The organism is Vibrio sp. SCP2 (assembly GCF_059295395.1).
In genome coordinates this window covers 313,508-332,121 of record NZ_JCAFVV010000002.1, presented here as the reverse complement: position 1 = coordinate 332,121, position 18,614 = coordinate 313,508, and the positions used below count along the sequence as shown (strand labels likewise).

The following is an 18,614-nucleotide window of genomic DNA, read 5'->3' as shown; positions in this document are numbered from 1 at the left end:
AGCTCACCGCGTAACTTTAAGCGCCCTGAAATATCAAACAGTGATCTTAACTGCAAATTGTTTCTTGCAGTTGATGCGCTTGGGTCAAATATTGCTCATCTCCCCACAACTGATGGGCTAGCAGGTACCAAAGCATGGCCATCATCATTGCACGAGGTTGCCAAGCCATTACCCCTTCAACCCAATCGTCAACGCCTTCTCCCCCCCTTAACTGACAATAACGATAGACGGCCTCTAATGGCTTTTCACCACAAACATCAATGGAAAGTGTCAGGTCTAAGCGCGGATCCGCTATCGCAGCGTACTCCCAATCGATAACCTTGTTGCCAACATCTGTTTTGACCATGTTGTAACCTGCCAAGTCAAAGTGACACAAGGTTTGGCCGACATCCGCTAAGCTCGGCGAGGAGCGCCACTGATTGTAAATCGACACAAAAGGTTCAACTTTGTGCTCATCATCGAGCAGCATCCAATAATGGTCAACACGTGCAGTGAAATTGAAAGGCGCGACAGGAACACGTTGAGTGTCCATATCATGAATCGAGATCATGGTCTTGAGTAGTGAGTCGAATGGTAGCCCTTGTGTGAGTGACTCCCCTTCAACCCAAGTGACTAACAGCCCTTGGTCATTGATGTGAACGGCTTGCGGAGATAAACCGCTAGATTCGATTGCTGAGAGTATCTGATACTCTTGAAAGCGAGAGATGGAAAAGGCTTTGGTGATGTTGGTTGTTGGCCTCCAGACAAATGATTGCCCATCTGTAGTGACCACCTTCCAACAACGGTTGGTCAGTCCCCCTGTTAGCGTTTGAGCATAGTCAGGGGGAATAGTAAAGAAGTGCTCTAGTGACAATAATGAACGGTCGAGTTGGCATGCTTCACTCCACGACATTCGCGCCATAGTACACTCCTTTTGTTACATAAAGCTTAGCTTATAGGCCTAAAAAGCTTTTTGATTCTTGCTTACGGATCTCAGTCTCATCAGCCCATTCAATTAGGCCAGTTTCTAGATCCATCAGACGCATGGTCATTTTGTAGTATACGTCTTTGTCGCTACCGGCATTCTTGTTAATGCTTGATAGGTTACCGTAAAGCATGTACTGAGCTCCAACCATCTTACCAAACTGAATTGCTGTGCTTTGGTTCACTAGCTCATCATTATTTTGGAAGTTTAGCTGTTCGCGTACGGCTTCGACACGATCCATATCTACAAAACGGAACTTACCAGAATTCAGCATCTTAGTGCTGATAGAATCGGTAATTGACTCAGTATCGATATGTTCGCTTGTCTTGTTCTTGATACGTTCAACAAAAACGATCGGACGTGAGTCACGCGTGATGGCAGCAACAGAGCCCGACATCATCATGCTGTCGACCATTTCACCGGCAATTTTTTGCAAGTCTGTTGAACCAAAATCAATTGTTGTTGTTTCCACAGCTTGAGCGTCACCATAGCTTACTTGGTTAGAACAGCCACCAAGCACTACAGCCAAACCAAGTAATGCAATTACACTTTTTTTCATTGTCGGTTCCTTAGGATATCCTTTAGTTACTTCTTTAAATTAGTTGTCTAGTTCGCGGATCTGAACGCGGAATTGGCGCCCATTTGGATTTATAGAAATCTCTGAAATAGAAACCTCTTCAGCCCCGCGAAGAATGGTTTGACGCCATGGGCTAAGCTTGTTGTTCACTTCTAGCCCCTGATCGTCATACCAATAGAAACGGTATTGAATGTGTTGGTCGCCTTTAGTTTGATTCGCCAAACGCACTATGCCACGTGCGCGACCATCTACATCAATCGTTGAAATATCTTCGATGCTCACACGCCCTGCTAGCACGTTATCCCCAAACAGAACCGTTTGAGAGGCACCATCGATACGCAGCCCAGCCGTGTTGCTGTTGCTCGCACATCCCATTAAGGTCAATGCTGCCGCGATTGAAATAAGCCATTTTTTCATCGTATATTTCCTAGTTGTTTATGCCAAATGGTTGCGTTGTTACCTTGGCGCGAAAGCCAAACAAGCGTTGTACGACCAGACTCAACATTGAATGTATGAGTTTGACCAGCAACCTGTACAGATTGTTCCCCTGGTTCAACGACAGAACTTGCGCTGTAAATCTCACCAGGTAACGTTATCCAACTGCGTGTATCAGGTTGCTCCGTCAGCGTGTTCCACACGTTAAACAGCGCATTACCTAAATCGTCAGGGTTGTCTTTAGTTGCTTCTCTACGCAGTTCCTCTTTAGCCCACACTCGCAAAGCTTGGCGAATGATGATAGATGGCATTCGCTCAGTCAGATTCTGCTTGGCCATCAGATTGACATCTGTGAGCAAGCTTCCCGACACACTGCTGTCATTAAGTATTACAGGGCTAAATTTTTCCGCTGGTACGTTTTCGTAATAAGGCAAAGAAACAGTATAGAGACCTCGGTTGCTGCCTCGCGAGATCGGAAGTGTTTGTGTCCACCCGTTCATCGCATCGACCACACCACGCTCATCAATAACAATTACCCGGCCTTTATTCGCATCTAGGTAGCTCGCTTTGCCGTAACGCTTTTCAAGCTTAACCAAGTCTTCGCGCATACCTAAGCGTTTAGCAACACGCTTAGTTCCATCAATCACCTGCTGGTTGTCCGGCATCACGGCTAACGCACGACGATAGTCAACATAAGCGCCGTTGAGATCGTTGTCTGCTTCATACAGCAGTGCAGACAAATAGAGTAAGTAGCCACTTTGCACCGCTTGCAGCTTTTTGCCGGCATCTGGATAGTTAGCAAGAATACTACCCAAGTTTGGTGACACACCTTGAGCCTGCATTTGGCTTTGAGCCGATTCAAGCTCACTCTCTCTATCTTTGCGCGCGCGTTCTTGCACTTGATTTGCACGACGCATTTCGATAATCGCACCTTCTAGGTCATTCTTTTTAAGATAGTTAAGACCTAAATAAAGATGTAAGAAACCCAGTTCGTAGTCAGCAGGTTGATACGTTTTCAAGTTATCGTTAACCGCCAGTGCACTTAAGCTCATTGCTGTTTCTGATACCGAGATCGTTGCTTGATCTTGCTGTACCCTAACCGCTCGGTCACTAACTTCAAACGCGCCCTTACTTTCTGGGTACTGTTGGTTGAGCAGATAAACCCTGCCTTTTTCCATATTATCGAGAATGTCGCCTGCTATCTCCTCAGGTAACAACTCTTCAGCTTCGTAATAGCGGCCATTCTTAACGGTTTGGTGCAACTCACTGTTTTGCGCACTGTAATGACTAAAAAGATTGCCTACAGATAAGTTGGCACAAGCGGAAAGAGCCAAGCTACTTGCTAAAGCAAACATGAGTCGAATGTGTTTATGCACTTTCTACCCCAATTTTTGTATTATTTGACACGAGGACATGTCTCACATTTTAAAAAATTTAACGTTCGACATCAAACTTTTTAGAAAGTTCCATTAATATCAAAAATTTTTAGCTCATTAGCATAGGGCCAAGCGGACGACCACCCACTAAGTGCATATGAATATGATAAACCTCTTGTCCACCATGAGAGTTACAATTCATGATCAAACGGTAACCATCCTCATCAATACCTTCTTCTTTTGCCAGTTTGCGTGCCACGGTAAACATACGCCCCATGACGAGTTCATCTTCTTCTTCGATGTCATTGACGGTTGGAATCAGTTTATTTGGGATGATCAAAATGTGACTTGGAGCACGCGGATTGATGTCACGAAATGCGGTAACTAAATCATCTTGATAGACAACATCTGCTGGGATTTCTTTGCGAATAATTTTGCTGAAAATGGTTTCTTCTGCCATGAAGGGCTCCATTGGAACATTTATTGTTGATTGAGTTGAAACGAGTATGCGTCAAGCTTCGCAAAATCACAATAAAAAACGCTGTTCAGTTCACTTATTCGACAATCCGTTATTACCCGCTAGCTAAATTTGTATTGTGCGTCAAAAAATGTGTGTCTCGGTATCAATACAATGGCTTTCTTTTTGTTAATTTTTTTAAGACTTTATAATTACAGGGAGAGATCTATGAAGGGCTCAGTGATTAGGCGCATGTACGCTGGGTTTGCATTGATCATTATTATGTTCATCGTTACGACGTTGATGATGATGCGAGGAATGCAACAAATCCACCAAAACTTCGAAGGTGTCTCAAACACCTCGCTGCCACTAGTTTCACAATCCAACCAAACCAGCGTTGCTTTATTGTCTGCCGACAAACTTTTTAAAGACTTTTTGACAACTCAAAGCTTTGAACGCATGGATCAACTTTCAGAGCAATTCGCTCAAATGAAAGAAGCATATAACCAACAGTTATCAGCGTTGGAACAAGTAAGCGTCGGCCAAACTGAACTAGAACAGTCAATTGTCCAACTAAAGGAGATGGAACTGAGTTACTTCGCTGAAGCGGAACAAGCAATGGGCAATTACCGCGCAATGTTTACCGCACAAGAAGAAGTACAGCAATCTACTCGACGCTTCCAACGCCTACATTCTGAGTTAAGTGTCGGAATGAAAGAGTACGTTGATGACCAAAGCAGTATTTCGGTTAAAGTGATGGCGAAAAGTTACTTCATTAAGTTAAAAGACGCCGAGCTTACCACTTCAGATGCCCTAGCGAGTAGCGATACCGAACTGGTGACTCAAGCGGTGGCGAAAAACAAGAAAGCCGTTACCCACCTTAACTACGCATACCGCGGACTAACAACGCAGATGCCTGAAATCAAAAAGGCATTCGACGACTCTGTACAGCAGTTTACTCGTGATGTCGGTAAGAAAGGGGGAGTGCTAGACCAACACAGCGCTTACCTACTCGCTAAAGATGCCCTATACGCCAACATCGCAAGTCTAACCCAGCAAGTTGATGCAACTATGGCAGTGCTCAACTCATTCAGTGAAGTCGCAAAACAAGGCTTAAATGTGTCGCTACAAGAAGCTGGTGACGTATACGAGCAAGGCGTGGTTCGTTCAATCGCTATTGGCGCGATCGTTATCTTGATGGCCGTTGCAATTGGTTATCACATTGCGCACAGCGTGCGTGACCCACTCACTCGCATTCTGGGCACTCTTGAGTCTCTTACTGAAGGTGATATGACCAAGCGTATCGAGATTCGCTACAACAATGAGTTCAGTCGAGTTAGCAACCACATCAACTCGCTCGCAGATAATCTTCATGGCATTTTGGTTAAACTCAATGACGCGTCCGATGATCTGACTCAAACCGCAACGACCAACCAACAAACCTCTTCGCAAGCACAATCACAGCTGAGCCAGCAACGTGAGCAAACAGCGAATGTTGCCACCGCAATGACCGAAATGGCGCACTCTGTTCAAGAGGTGGCACAAAGCGCTCAAAGCTCGCAGCAGATGGTTGAACAAGTTGAAAAAGCCTCAGAGTCTGGTCGCCATATCATGGGCACCAACATCACTACCATCAATCAACTTGAAACGCGCCTTACACAGTCTGTTGATGCGGTGAAAGATCTGCAAGCAATGAGTAGCCAAATCGGTAGTATCCTTGACGTTATACGTAATATTGCCGAACAAACCAACCTATTGGCACTCAATGCCGCTATCGAAGCGGCTCGTGCGGGTGAGCAAGGGCGAGGTTTTGCGGTCGTCGCTGATGAAGTTCGAGTGCTGGCACAACGCACAACAGAATCAACCTCTGAAATTGAAAATATGATCAGTAATCTTCAAAGCAGCTCAACGTCAGCCAATAAGGTGATTCAAAGCTGTATGGATGATATGGAGCTTTCAGTAGAACAAGCGTCTAACGCCAATAGTGCTATGGAAGAGATCCAAGGACTTATTATGGAGATTAGCCAAATGAGTGGCCATATCTCTCAAGCAGCGGCTGAACAGAGTGAAACAACGGGCGATATTGCTCGTAACATTGAAGAGATCAACCTGATTGCCGACTCTAGCTATCAAGCCATGGCGCAAATAGCCCAGACCAGTGACAACCTTTCCTCGTTGGCGAATCAACAAGGTGAGTTGGTCCATAGGTTTAAGCTTTAGAAAGTCAGAACATTGTAATTTATTGAGATTGGGCGGCTATTTTTTATAGCCGCCCTTGTTTTTTATATCCCATGTCATTATATGGTTTATAGGCTTGCCCACTTTTCTTTCACTCTCTCGCAAGCCAAACATGAGGAAAAACTATGGCTGTTCATGTTGGCATCATCGATCAAGACCCAATTCGCTTGGTCACTCCGCTTCTTGATAATCGCACCGTAAGCGATCATATCGTCTTCATTGGAGTTCCTGCTCAAGAAGATATGTATTTGCGTCTTCACAGCGTATTGAGCAAAAGAAACATCACCTCGGAGTTTTTTGAAATTCCTAACGTCGCGAATCCATCAAAGATTAAGCAAGCTGTTTCAATCCTAGCGGAAGACCTAAAAGCAAGAGGCGAAGAAGTTAAGCTTAATGCGAGCTGTGGACTTCGCCATCGCCTGTTATCAGTCTACGAGATCTTCCGTACCTATCACTGGCCTATTTTCGTTGTTGAACCCAATAGTGACCGCCTATGTTGGCTATACCCTGACGGCAAAGAAGATACTCAGGTTCAAGACAGAATTACCATTGATGATTATCTCACCGTGTTCGGTGCTCGTGGTGAATTTAGCGACCAAGAACTCCCTCCTCAACTTGACCAAAAGCTGTATGAGCTTGGCGAACGTTGGGCGAGCAATGCGTTAGAGTTAGGCCCTGGTCTTGCCACACTCAACTATCTTGCGACGACTTGCCGTAAAGAGCAGCGTCTTGATGTTGAGCTTTCGGAAAAACAGCAGGGTTATCGCGAGCTAAACATGCTGCTTAGTGACCTAGTTGAAGCTGAAATAGCGACCTATCAAGGTGGCGTATTAACCTTCGCCAACGAAGATGCACGCCGCTTCTCAAACGGTGAATGGCTTGAAACGCTCGTTCACAGCACCGTTCGTCAGATCCAGCAAGATATGCCAACCATTCAAGACCGCTCTCTCAATGTCCAAGTTTACCGTCAGCTTGGGGAGCGCGAAGTGCGTAACGAACTGGATGTTGCTTCAGTCGTTAACAATAAACTTCACATCATCGAGTGTAAGACCAAAGGAATGCGCGATGATGGTGACGATACCTTATATAAGCTTGAATCGCTTCGTGACTTACTTGGTGGCTTACAAGCTCGTGCCATGCTGGTTAGCTTCCGTCCTCTTCGCCACAATGACATCACTCGCGCTGAAGACTTAGGCTTGGCACTTATAGGCCCAGATGAGCTTAAGGACCTTAAATCGCACTTGGCGACTTGGTTCACTGAAGCAGGCGGACGAGATGAAGCATGCTCTGACTGCTAAGAGTAAACTCTGAACAATAAAAAACCGCCAGTTGGCGGTTTTTTTTAATACGAAAGCGACAGACTCTTTTTAACTGTCATCTTCAGTAAAGTTTGTTGGCAGAGTGGTCTTCATCTGATTCCAAATCTGCGCACTCTCCATACCATAGTGGCGAACGACAATCAGAATTTGATCACGATTACCGGTTTCACATACTTCAAGCAAGTCTCGGTAGAACTGTAGTGCAAGGTCACGAGCTTGAGGGTTCGAGAAGTAGTAACTACCAACGCGATCATACAGTTTCTTCAAACCATTAAAGATCAAACCATAAATTTGGTTACCTGAATGGAATGCTAAGCGTTGGAATAGCATGTAGTCGTAGAAGTTGAATGTTTTCGCAACCAGAACGGCCTGGCGCTTTAATTCATCTTTCTCACCATCGTCTTTGACGTGCTGACGAATCTTTTCAGCATACGGTGACGACTCCATGAAGACATCCCAAGACTCGGCTTGAATCAAAGCCTCACATGAGCTGATCACGCTAGAAATGGTTTTCTCAGAGTTTTCTTTGTTCGCTTTAAACGCATAGCGCATAAAGATAGGGCTGATGTTTGTACGTGCTGCAAGCAAATCTTCAACAATTGAAGTCGCATTATCTGCGTCCAACGTCATTAACGTATCAAGAATATGAAGACCAGATGTTTCCATAAACTGGTTAACACGCGTTGGTTTACCATGTTGAATCGTTAACCACCCATCACGGGCTAAACGTTGGAGTACTTCTCGTAGAGTGGTACGCGTTACGCCAATTAGTTCAGAGAGCTCACGTTCTGCTGGTAAAATAGAACCAGGTGGGAATCGCCCTTTCCAAATACTTTCAATAATGTATTTCTCTGCGAATCCCGCTGGGCTCTTTGCCTTAATGACCATTTATATCTTATCCAAACTTGTATTTTTATGGGTCTAATAGAACTCATCATACCACTAGTTTTTCTATATCGGAAACCACCACACAGTAAACGTGCGGCAAAACCACAATAGAGCATTAACTCTAACGCTATGCAGATTTTATTGAAACATATTGGGATATGAAATAGGCTTATTTTCATATTTAACAAATCAAAAACATCCCGCAGAGCCCACTACAAGGCATTTCAGCCGCAAAATTTAAGTTTGTAAAATTACATAATTAAACTGTCATTTCCATTCAATATAATTACATATTCTTTCTTATTCTATGCTTTCGTCGCTTTGCTTGCATTAACCATTATTTTTCACAACTCTCGTGATATGTTTACGCCACTTTGATCGCGTTTTTTAACAAAAGTAAGCGAATAGAATACTCAAACCAATTTTCTCGTTGACTAAATTGCTTTGAAGAGTACAGTGGCGACCAAAGTAAGGAGTGCTTGTCTTTCTCAGGGAGTGACTTGGCAAGACCACATGATCGTGAACGGAATGTTGTTTTTCTAAGTCACTGTTGAATCGGGTTTGTTTTCTACCTACGGGTATATTTCCACTGGTCAGAAATTCTCAGTTTCCGATTAAATGGATACAAGCACGTGCAGTGTCTATTCATAACAACATTAAGAGTATCTAAATCATGCCGATGTCACTCGGAAATGCATTTATTAAGAATTTTCTTGGTAAGGCCCCAGATTGGTACAAAGTTGCCATCATTTCATTTTTAATTATTAACCCAATTGTTTTCTTCTTTGTCGATCCATTCGTTGCAGGTTGGCTGCTAGTCGCAGAGTTTATCTTCACCCTCGCAATGGCACTTAAGTGTTACCCTCTTCAGCCAGGTGGTTTACTCGCCATCGAAGCCATCGCCATCGGCATGACCAGCCCGGAACAAGTTAAACACGAACTTGTCGCAAACATCGAAGTGCTGCTTCTATTGGTGTTTATGGTTGCAGGCATCTACTTCATGAAGCAGTTGCTGTTATTTATCTTCACCAAGATATTGCTAGGTATTCGCTCTAAGAGCATACTTTCTCTTGCATTCTGTTTTGCTGCGGCCTTCCTATCGGCTTTCTTAGATGCATTAACTGTTATTGCAGTTGTTATCAGCGTTGCGGTTGGCTTTTACGCGATTTACCACAAAGTCGCTTCTGGTCAAGGCCCTAACTCCTCGCACGACCATACCCAAGATGACCATTTATCTGAACTTACCCGTGATGACTTAGAAGACTACCGTGCTTTCCTACGTTCGCTACTAATGCATGCTGGTGTGGGTACGGCACTCGGTGGCGTTATGACCATGGTTGGTGAACCACAAAACCTCATCATTGCAGACCAAGCGGGTTGGCAGTTTGGTGAGTTTATCATTCGTATGCTACCCGTTACCGCTCCTGTGTTTGTTTGCGGTTTGATTACCTGTGTATTAGTCGAGAAACTAAAAGTCTTTGGCTACGGTGCTCGCCTTCCTGAGAACGTTCGTCAAATCCTAGTAGACTTCGATCGTGAAGAGCGTAAAACACGTACTAAGCAAGATGTTGCTAAGCTTTGGGTTCAAGGTTTCATCGCAGTATGGCTGATCGTAGGTCTAGCACTTCACCTTGCAGCAGTCGGTCTAATTGGTCTTTCTGTTATCATCTTGGCGACAGCGTTTACCGGTGTAATCGAAGAGCACTCAATGGGTAAAGCGTTTGAAGAAGCGCTACCATTTACCGCACTTCTCGCCGTGTTTTTTGCTGTTGTAGCCGTCATCATCGACCAACAGCTATTCAAGCCTGTTATCGACGCTGTGCTACACGTAGAAGACAAAGGTACTCAGCTAGCACTCTTCTATGTGGCAAACGGCGTACTTTCGATGGTTTCCGATAACGTATTCGTCGGCACGGTATACATTAACGAAGTGAAAACGGCACTGATTGAAGGTGTTATCACTCGTGACCAGTTCGACTTACTTGCGGTTGCTATCAACACAGGTACTAACCTACCTTCAGTTGCAACGCCAAATGGTCAAGCTGCATTCCTATTCCTATTGACCTCTGCCCTAGCACCACTTATCCGTCTATCTTACGGTCGCATGGTGATTATGGCGCTACCTTATACCGTGGTACTGGCTCTTGTTGGTCTTGCTGGCATCGTGTTTTTTGTCGAGCCGATGACAGCTTGGTTCTATGACGCGGGTTGGATTTCTGCGCACGTCGGAGAGTTGACTCCTGCCGTCTCAAGCGGACACTAATATAAATTATTAAAAAGTTTTAGTTGATACCGAAACTTTTACACGATAAAAAGCTCTGATTACCCAGAGCTTTTTTATTACAGGATATCTGTGTGAACATTCTTTCCACTCTAAAAACATTTTCTCAAGGGCGACTATCTTGGTTGCTACTACTGCTTTCCATCATTTTCTTTGAAGCATGTGCCCTGTTTTTTCAGCATGTCATGATGCTTTCACCCTGTGTGATGTGTATTTATGAGCGTGTGGCTATGTTTGGTGTTGGAGGAGCTGCGCTGATTGGTTTAATTGCTCCGCATAACCCAGCATTTCGTTGGCTTGGTTTTATCGCTTGGGGCGCAAGCGCCTATCAAGGCCTGATGCTTTCACTAGAGCATGTTGATTACCAATTCAACCCTTCACCTTTTAAGACTTGTGACTTGTTCGTCACCTTCCCAGACTGGGCACCGCTAAATCAATGGGCACCTTGGCTATTTGAAGCGTTCGGTGATTGTGGCAAGGTCGTATGGCAGTTCTTAGGTCTTTCAATGCCACAATGGTTAGTGATCATTTTCTCTGCATACCTAATTGCACTGGTACCTTTTGTGGTCGCGCAGTTTGTGAAGAGCAAGTAGCGAGAAGCGGAAACGCACAAAAATGAAGGGCTGACATATTATGTCAGTCCTTTTTGGTTTCTGGAGAACTGGAGAACTGGAGAACTAAAGTTGCCGCGCTATGACGAGTCAACTCTAGTTTTCCAGAAGGGCGAAGCCCGGGACTAGCTTTCCAGCAGCGAAGCGATCCGGCTTTCCCGAGGGCGCAGCCCGTTCCTAACGGCTTTGCCGTTAATTCATCTCACGCCCAGGCGCAGGAGCCAATACTTCGCGGTTACCGTTATGACCTGGAGCACTCACAATTCCTTGAGCTTCTAGTTGCTCAACGATACGTGCCGCACGGTTGTAGCCTATCTTAAAGCGGCGTTGTACCCCTGATACCGAGCCACGACGAGACTGCACGACATGCTCAACAACTTGGTCAAATAGCGGATCCATATCTTCCTCGCCTTCCGGTTTCTCGCCTGGCAAGAGTGCTTCTGGGCCTTGGTCACCATTGGTGATTTCGTCGATATAGTTTGGCTTACCGCGTGCTTTCCAGTTGTTGACGACCGCATGTACATCATCATCAGAGGCAAATGCGCCATGGACACGAACAGTATGGCTAGAACCCGGTGGGAGATAGAGCATATCACCCATACCCAGTAGCGATTCCGCACCACCTTGGTCAAGGATAGTGCGCGAGTCCGTCTTAGTTGATACGGTAAACGCAACACGGGTCGGGATATTCGCTTTAATCAAACCAGTAATAACATCAACAGATGGGCGCTGAGTTGCAAGGATCAAGTGAATACCCGCTGCACGTGCTTTCTGCGCTAGACGAGCAATCAGTTCCTCGACTTTCTTACCAACCACCATCATTAAGTCGGCAAACTCGTCGACAATCACAACAATGTAAGGCAACTTCTCAAGCAGAGGAGGGTGCTCATCCATGCTGTCACCTGCTTGCCATAATGGATCGTGAATTGGATGACCAGCCTTAGCCGCCATCTTAAGCTTATCGTTAAAGCCCTTAATGTTACGAACACCTAGAGCAGACATCAGCTTATAGCGACGTTCCATCTCACCAACACACCAACGCAGTGCATTCGACGCGTCTTTCATGTCAGTAACCACTTCTGAGAGTAGATGTGGGATACCTTCGTACACCGATAGCTCAAGCATTTTCGGGTCAATCATGATGAAACGAACATCTTCTGGTGTTGCCTTGTAGAGCATACTCAAGATCATCACGTTTACACCCACTGACTTACCCGAGCCCGTTGTACCCGCGACAAGCACGTGTGGCATCTTAGACAAATCAGCGACCACAGCTTCACCAGCGATATCTTGGCCAAGGACAACCGTCGTTGGCGATTTGGCTTCAATAAACTGTTGGCTACCAACAACATCAGAGAAGAACACCGTCTGTCTGCTCATGTTTGGTAGCTCAAGCCCGACATAAGGTTTGCCCGGTATTACTTCAACGACACGAACCGCCATAGCTGAAAGTGAGCGCGCTAAATCCATCGATAGACCGGATATACGGCTCACTTTAACGCCAGGTGCGAGATCGAGTTCAAATCTTGTTATTACTGGCCCCGGGAAGATATCAACCACTGTTGCTTTAATCTTATAGTCGGCCAGTTTCGCTTCAACCAAGCGAGCAATATTTTCTAACGCTTCTCGGTCGATAAAGTTCTCACGCTTTTCAGGGTGGTACAGCAACTCAAGAGTTGGCATCGGTTCAACAGGCTTTGGCAGATTCGCTTCTTGTTGTACCAAGAATGGATTTTGCTGAGCGACGACTTTGGCTTGAGCTTCTGCAACCATATTGTGTAATGCCGCCGCGTCTTCATCCTCTGGTAAGGTCGACTCTACCTCTTCGGTCACAATTGCACTTTCTTCAGCAACATCAAATGATGAAATCATTGGTTCTTGATAGCCGTCTTCAGGTTCAATATCCGATGAGATCTGTTCCAATTCAGATGGGTTGATCCTTGGTTGAACGATTTCTTCTTCAGTCACCTCTTCAATCCAAGGCAAGTCATTAGGGTCAACCTCGGCGACTGCTTCTGAAGGAACTTGCTCTGATTGGTTAGGTGCAGGTGGCTCGCTGACCACAACCTCTTCAACTTGTGGCTGAGCAAAAACATCTTCTGGCTGTTGAGGCTGCGCAACTTGAGGAAGCTCATCACCGTTCATCGCGGCTCGTTCTAGATCTTCAATAGTTGCGCCAAGATGCTTGCTACGCTCGAAATCTGGCTCAACAGACTCTTCAACCACATTATTAGGGGCTTCGCTTGCATAAACGGGCTCAGGGGAAATCTCAGCCACTTCTTCTGCCGTTGGATGGGCGATTGCGTTGGCCGCTAGCGCTGAGGTAGCCGCTGCTTCAGGCATATGAATGTTGTAACGACGTCGTTCTGCGCTGGTTTCTTCTATTTGCTCTACAGATTCGTTAGCTTCAAGCTTTTCTTCACTGAAGACTGGCGTCGTTTCGGTTTCATACTCATAGTCGTTGAGTTCAGCTTCTAGCGTTTCATCTTCTCGTCCGCGCATTTTGTTGATCAGGCTAGTGAACAATCGAATCGCGCCCTCACCCAACCAATCGACAATGGATAACCAAGAGATGCCAGTCAGGAGCGTGAAACCCGCGCCCCATAGAAATAGAAAGACAAGCGTGGAGCCAAGCACATTTAAAGTCGGTAGCGCAAGGCTGGTCAGTACATCGCCAATCACACCACCTGAAGAGAAGTACCAGATGTCATCGAAGTTGATATCCGCTAAACCACAACTGGTTAGAATAAGAATTGTTAATCCGAGTAAACGCGTTCCCCAAAGCATAAAGTCGATTGATTCATCTTCATCACGGTTACGCAGCATTGCCCAAGCTGTACCGGTTACCACAAAAGGAATCACATACGCTAATGAGCCAAAGGTAAAAAAGAGTGTATCAGCTAGCCAAGCCCCAACTAGACCACCAGCATTATTTATCTCTCCCCCCCAAGCGGTTTGAGACCATGACGGATCGGCAGCGCTAAATGTGAAAAGTGCGACTGAAAGCAAAATTGAGGCAAGAACGATTACTATCAAACTGCATTCTTGAAGGCGCTGAGGACCGCTCAGGCGGGACGGTTGAGACTCTTCTCCCGTCTTAATGATCGTTTCTACTTTATTTTTGGTCTCTTTGAACATAACCAACTTTATCTTTATAAAACACCAATCGATTCAGAAGTCATCCTGATTGGTCGGAAAAAAATAGTCCGAGCAGCTATGCTACTCGGACTATCGATTTAACCATATCAAGGGACAAAACCCAATTGCTTAAAGTCAGAATATGGAAAGCTATTAAGACTTTAAGCCAAACTCATGCTTGAATTAGCGAGTTTTGATGACCAACTGGTTCGTTTGTTTCACTTCTTCCATAACCACGTAAGTACGTGTGTCGTTTACCCCTGGTAAGCGTAGAAGCGTATCACCCAACAACTTTCGGTAAGCACTCATGTCAGATACACGAGTCTTAAGTAGGTAGTCAAAGTCACCCGATACTAAATGACACTCTTGAATGTCATCAAGTTTCTGAACCGCTGTGTTGAACTGTTCAAACACATCTGGCGCACCACGGTTAAGTGTGATCTCTACGAATACCAAAAGCGAAGCATCTAGGTATTGCGGGTTTAGCAATGCTGTATAGCCCGTAATATAACCTTGACGCTCTAGGCGACGCACACGTTCCAAACACGGAGTTGGAGAAAGACCCACTCGTTTTGAAAGCTCTACATTCGAAATACGACCATCTTTCTGCAACTCATTAAGAATGTTGCGGTCGATGCGATCTAGATCCTTGGACGGCTTTTTATTGTTGTCTGCCATTTTTTATTCCACCTTATTACTTCCTTGCAAAAAAATATACTACAACTTTTTAATATTCAGTATCAAATTTTATCCAATCATATCTATACTAGATATTAATTCGACAGAATTACCCTACACACAGTTAATACAACTAATATAGTTTATACAACCAATATAAAATGAGGAGTCAGGATGATCATTGGCGTACCTAAGGAAATCAAAAACCACGAATACCGTGTTGGCATGATCCCAGCGAGCGTTCGCGAGCTAGTGTCTCAAGGTCACCAAGTTTTTGTTGAAACTAATGCCGGTTCAGGCATCGGTTTTTCAGACGATGATTACATCGCTGTAGGCGCATCCATTCTTCCTACCGCTGCTGACGTTTTCGCGCAAGCAGAAATGATTGTAAAGGTTAAAGAACCTCAAGCTGTCGAGCGAGCTATGCTTCGAGAAGGGCAAATTTTATTTACTTATTTGCACCTAGCACCAGATTTTCCACAAACTGAAGAGCTAATCAAGAGCAAAGCTGTCTGTATAGCATATGAGACTGTAACAGATAATATGGGTCGCTTGCCACTACTTGCTCCAATGTCTGAGGTAGCAGGTCGCATGTCTATTCAAGCAGGTGCACAAACTTTAGAGAAATCTCACGGTGGTCGTGGTCTTCTACTAGGTGGTGTACCAGGCGTTGAGCCAGCGAAAGTTGTCGTCGTTGGCGGCGGTGTTGTTGGTGCTAACGCAGCTCGTATGGCTGTTGGTCTTCGCGCAGACGTAACTATCCTTGATCGCAACGTTGATACACTACGTCGTCTTGACGAAGAGTTCCAAGGTCGTGCAAAAGTGGTTTACTCTACAGAAGATGCTATTGAGAAGCATGTTCTAGAAGCTGACCTAGTGATCGGTGCAGTTCTAATTCCAGGCGCTGCAGCACCTAAACTAGTGACAAAAGAGCACATCGCTAAGATGAAGCCAGGTGCAGCAGTCGTAGACGTTGCAATCGACCAAGGCGGCTGTTTTGAAACTTCACACGCAACAACACACGCAGACCCTACTTACATCGTTGATGACGTAGTTCACTACTGTGTTGCTAACATGCCAGGCGCTGTTGCTCGTACTTCTACGTTCGCACTAAACAACGCTACGCTACCTTACATCGTTAAGCTAGCGAACAAAGGCTACCGCGAAGCGCTTCTAGCAGACAACGGCTTCCTAGAAGGTCTAAACGTAATCCACGGTAAAGTAACGTGTAAAGAAGTAGCAGAAAGCTTCGATCTAGAATACGTAGACCCAGCTGACGCTATCGCAATGTTCAACTAATGTTGAATAGTATTAAATAAGAGAAAACGCTCACTTCGGTGGGCGTTTTTTGTTTTGGAGAACTGGAGAACTGGAGAACTGGAGAACTGGAGAACTGGAGAACTGGAGAACTGGAGAACTGGAGAACTAAAGTTGCTGCGCTATAGTTGAGATGTCAACTCTAGCTTTCCAAAAGCGAAGCGCTCCCGCTCTCCATAGGGCGTAGCCCGTTCCAAAATCCCGAGAGCGCAGCCCGTTCCCTCTCTTAAAACCAACGCTCCAAAGCATTTTTATCTAGCTGACGAAATGCTCGGTTAAGGATCTGAGCGAGCTCTTTATAACGAGGGCGAGATTTCATAGGCTCTAGCGCGCAGCCGCTTTCAACTATTTTTTGGTAGATTTCGCGATACCAGCCAGCAAGGGCTGGTGGAAGTTTCGTGTTGGCACGGTTTCCAAGCCACCACATGCCTTGAATAGGCATACTAATAGCAAACAGTGCAATGATGACAGCTTGAGGCATAGATTGATAATTGTTGAACGCCATTTGAGTTAAGACACTGATTGCCGCGATCGCTGGCATCACTTTTACACCGAAACGCGTCGCTTTAATGATTCGCTGCTCTGGAAACAGCAAATTAAGCTCTTTACGCATTGGCCAAGTATCCATGTACTTTTGTCCATCTCGTAGACTATGAACTAAACCGGCTTTATTACTCATAGGGCTCTCTCACTCCAGTACAGGGTCCTAAACTAAAATTTAGTTGAAACTTTCAACTAAACGGACAAAAAATTGATGAAAGTTAATATTCTTTCAAATTTTTTTTGTTATCATCGCTTATTATCGTTATCCTTTGCGGACCCACAATCTCATTGTTGCCGTTATTTACAATTTAAGCAACTCTTGAGACCTTTCTGCAGCGGATGCAAGGGTGGTGATTTGGATCATCACTGTCTTTTATACGGAATTCGAAGTTTTTTTGACCAAGATTAGTACGCAGCTTCTATAGCATCGTCTATTCTTGTGATTAATTTTTATCCTAACTGATTATTACAGGTAGTCACTCATGTCAAAGCTAGTTTTAGTTTTAAACTGCGGTAGTTCTTCTCTTAAATTTGCTGTTGTTGATGCAGAAAACGGTGATGAGCATCTAACAGGTCTTGCAGAATGTCTGCACCTTCCAGAAGCTCGCATCAAGTGGAAACTTGATGGTAAGCACGAAGCTCAACTAGGCGACGGCGCAGCTCACGAAGAAGCTCTAGCGTTCATGGTAGAAACTATTCTTGCTTCTAAGCCAGAGCTTTCTGAGAACCTAGCAGCAATCGGTCACCGTGTTGTACACGGCGGCGAGAAGTTCACTCAGTCTGCACTAATTACTGACGACGTGCTTAAAGGCATCGAAGACTGTGCAACACTAGCACCTCTTCACAACCCTGCTCACATCATCGGCATCAAAGCAGCACAAAAATCTTTCCCAGCACTGAAAAACGTTGCTGTGTTTGACACTGCTTTCCACCAAACAATGCCTGAAGAGTCTTACCTATACGCTCTTCCATACAACCTGTACAAAGAGCACGGTATCCGTCGTTACGGCATGCACGGTACTTCTCACCTATTTATCACTCGTGAAATTGCTAACATCCTTGGCAAACCAGTTGACGAAGTAAACATCATTAACTGTCACCTAGGTAACGGTGCTTCAGTTTGTGCTGTTAAGAACGGTAAGTCAGTAGATACTTCTATGGGTCTAACTCCACTAGAAGGTCTAGTAATGGGTACGCGTTGTGGTGACATCGATCCTGCGATCATCTTCCACCTACACGACACTCTTGGCTACTCTGTTGAGAAAATCAACAACATGCTAACTAAAGAGTCTGGTCTAGCTGGTCTTACTGAAGTGACTTCTGACTGTCGTTTCGTTGAAGACAACTACGGTGAAAAAGAAGAAGCAACTCGCGCGATGGACGTATTCTGCCACCGCCTAGCGAAATACGTTGCTGGCTACACTGCATCTCTAGAAGGTCGCCTAGACGCGATCGTATTCACTGGTGGTATCGGCGAAAACTCTGGTCCTATCCGTGAAATGGTTCTAAACCGCCTAGGTATCTTCGGTATCGAAGTTGACGGTGAAGCTAACCTGAAAGCACGTTTCGGCGGCGAAGGTACTATCACGACTGAAAACAGCCGTATCCCAGCAATGGTTATCTCTACTAACGAAGAGCTAGTTATCGCTGAAGACACTGCAGAACTAGCAGGTCTTTAATTGACTTAACCGGCTGACAATCGTCAGCCGGTTTTCTAACTAAGGGGCTTAACTCCTATTCCACACAGTAAGGAATACGCAGTTAAGCTTTTATCCCAATAGCTATAGGTACT

General features: G+C 45.1%; 15 protein-coding genes. 6 read left to right on the top strand and 9 right to left on the bottom strand.

Features of this window, described 5'->3' with window-relative positions:
- Positions 1-46 precede the first annotated feature (46 nt).
- The 5 genes from AC5O63_RS09435 to hinT form a co-directional block, all read right to left on the bottom strand.
- A complete protein-coding gene (locus AC5O63_RS09435) occupies positions 47-901 on the bottom strand; it encodes a phosphotransferase (RefSeq protein ID WP_494504766.1) in 855 nt (284 codons plus the stop codon).
- A 31-nt stretch (positions 902-932) separates the two neighbouring features.
- Entirely contained in the window at positions 933-1,523 is a 591-nt protein-coding gene (lpoB, locus tag AC5O63_RS09430; RefSeq protein ID WP_004746988.1) for a penicillin-binding protein activator LpoB, read from the bottom strand.
- 39 nt (positions 1,524-1,562) lie between these two features.
- Complete coding sequence (locus AC5O63_RS09425; protein WP_069666705.1) at positions 1,563-1,958, bottom strand: YcfL family putative periplasmic lipoprotein; 396 nt, start codon at positions 1,956-1,958, stop codon at positions 1,563-1,565.
- Positions 1,955-3,352, bottom strand: coding sequence for a COG3014 family protein (locus tag AC5O63_RS09420; protein ID WP_239825496.1), 1,398 nt, complete (start codon positions 3,350-3,352; stop codon positions 1,955-1,957). The genes AC5O63_RS09425 and AC5O63_RS09420 overlap by 4 nt, the downstream gene beginning before the upstream one ends.
- A gap of 109 nt (positions 3,353-3,461) precedes the next feature.
- The gene (gene hinT / locus AC5O63_RS09415) at positions 3,462-3,812 is read right to left on the bottom strand and encodes a purine nucleoside phosphoramidase (protein WP_004746983.1); all 351 of its coding nucleotides are present in this window, start codon (positions 3,810-3,812) and stop codon (positions 3,462-3,464) included.
- A 225-nt stretch (positions 3,813-4,037) separates the two neighbouring features.
- Here hinT and AC5O63_RS09410 point away from each other — a divergent pair, with 225 nt between their 5' ends.
- Together AC5O63_RS09410 and AC5O63_RS09405 are read left to right on the top strand one after the other, a co-directional pair.
- Positions 4,038-6,029 carry a methyl-accepting chemotaxis protein gene (locus tag AC5O63_RS09410; protein WP_494504765.1) on the top strand — a complete coding sequence of 664 codons (1,992 nt, stop codon included), beginning with the start codon at positions 4,038-4,040 and terminating at the stop codon, positions 6,027-6,029.
- Between the two features lie 143 nt (positions 6,030-6,172).
- Positions 6,173-7,345 (top strand): DUF1887 family protein, encoded by a 1,173-nt coding sequence (locus AC5O63_RS09405; protein ID WP_494504764.1) that lies wholly within the window; start codon positions 6,173-6,175, stop codon positions 7,343-7,345.
- A 69-nt stretch (positions 7,346-7,414) separates the two neighbouring features.
- On the opposite strand, the gene fadR is transcribed toward AC5O63_RS09405, so the two are convergent.
- Positions 7,415-8,254, bottom strand: coding sequence for a fatty acid metabolism transcriptional regulator FadR (gene fadR / locus AC5O63_RS09400; protein ID WP_494504763.1), 840 nt, complete (start codon positions 8,252-8,254; stop codon positions 7,415-7,417).
- Between the two features lie 673 nt (positions 8,255-8,927).
- On the opposite strand from fadR, the gene nhaB reads away from it, so the two are divergent.
- Complete coding sequence (gene nhaB, locus AC5O63_RS09395; protein WP_494504762.1) at positions 8,928-10,517, top strand: Na(+)/H(+) antiporter NhaB; 1,590 nt, start codon at positions 8,928-8,930, stop codon at positions 10,515-10,517.
- Positions 10,518-10,609: 92 nt separating this feature from the next.
- The gene (gene dsbB / locus AC5O63_RS09390) at positions 10,610-11,128 is read left to right on the top strand and encodes a disulfide bond formation protein DsbB (protein WP_494504761.1); all 519 of its coding nucleotides are present in this window, start codon (positions 10,610-10,612) and stop codon (positions 11,126-11,128) included.
- 210 nt (positions 11,129-11,338) lie between these two features.
- Here dsbB and AC5O63_RS09385 read toward each other — a convergent pair whose 3' ends face one another.
- Together AC5O63_RS09385 and lrp are read right to left on the bottom strand one after the other, a co-directional pair.
- Positions 11,339-14,284: a DNA translocase FtsK gene (locus AC5O63_RS09385; protein WP_494504760.1), complete on the bottom strand. Its 2,946-nt coding sequence runs from the start codon at positions 14,282-14,284 to the stop codon at positions 11,339-11,341.
- Between the two features lie 183 nt (positions 14,285-14,467).
- Positions 14,468-14,962, bottom strand: coding sequence for a leucine-responsive transcriptional regulator Lrp (gene lrp / locus AC5O63_RS09380; protein WP_004414493.1), 495 nt, complete (start codon positions 14,960-14,962; stop codon positions 14,468-14,470).
- 174 nt (positions 14,963-15,136) lie between these two features.
- Here lrp and ald point away from each other — a divergent pair, with 174 nt between their 5' ends.
- A complete protein-coding gene (gene ald, locus AC5O63_RS09375; protein WP_004747491.1) occupies positions 15,137-16,261 on the top strand; it encodes an alanine dehydrogenase in 1,125 nt (374 codons plus the stop codon).
- Positions 16,262-16,505: 244 nt separating this feature from the next.
- Here ald and yfbV read toward each other — a convergent pair whose 3' ends face one another.
- Positions 16,506-16,958: a terminus macrodomain insulation protein YfbV gene (yfbV, locus tag AC5O63_RS09370; protein WP_004747489.1), complete on the bottom strand. Its 453-nt coding sequence runs from the start codon at positions 16,956-16,958 to the stop codon at positions 16,506-16,508.
- 346 nt (positions 16,959-17,304) lie between these two features.
- On the opposite strand from yfbV, the gene AC5O63_RS09365 reads away from it, so the two are divergent.
- Positions 17,305-18,501: an acetate kinase gene (locus AC5O63_RS09365; protein WP_004747487.1), complete on the top strand. Its 1,197-nt coding sequence runs from the start codon at positions 17,305-17,307 to the stop codon at positions 18,499-18,501.
- Positions 18,502-18,614: the final 113 nt, after the last annotated feature.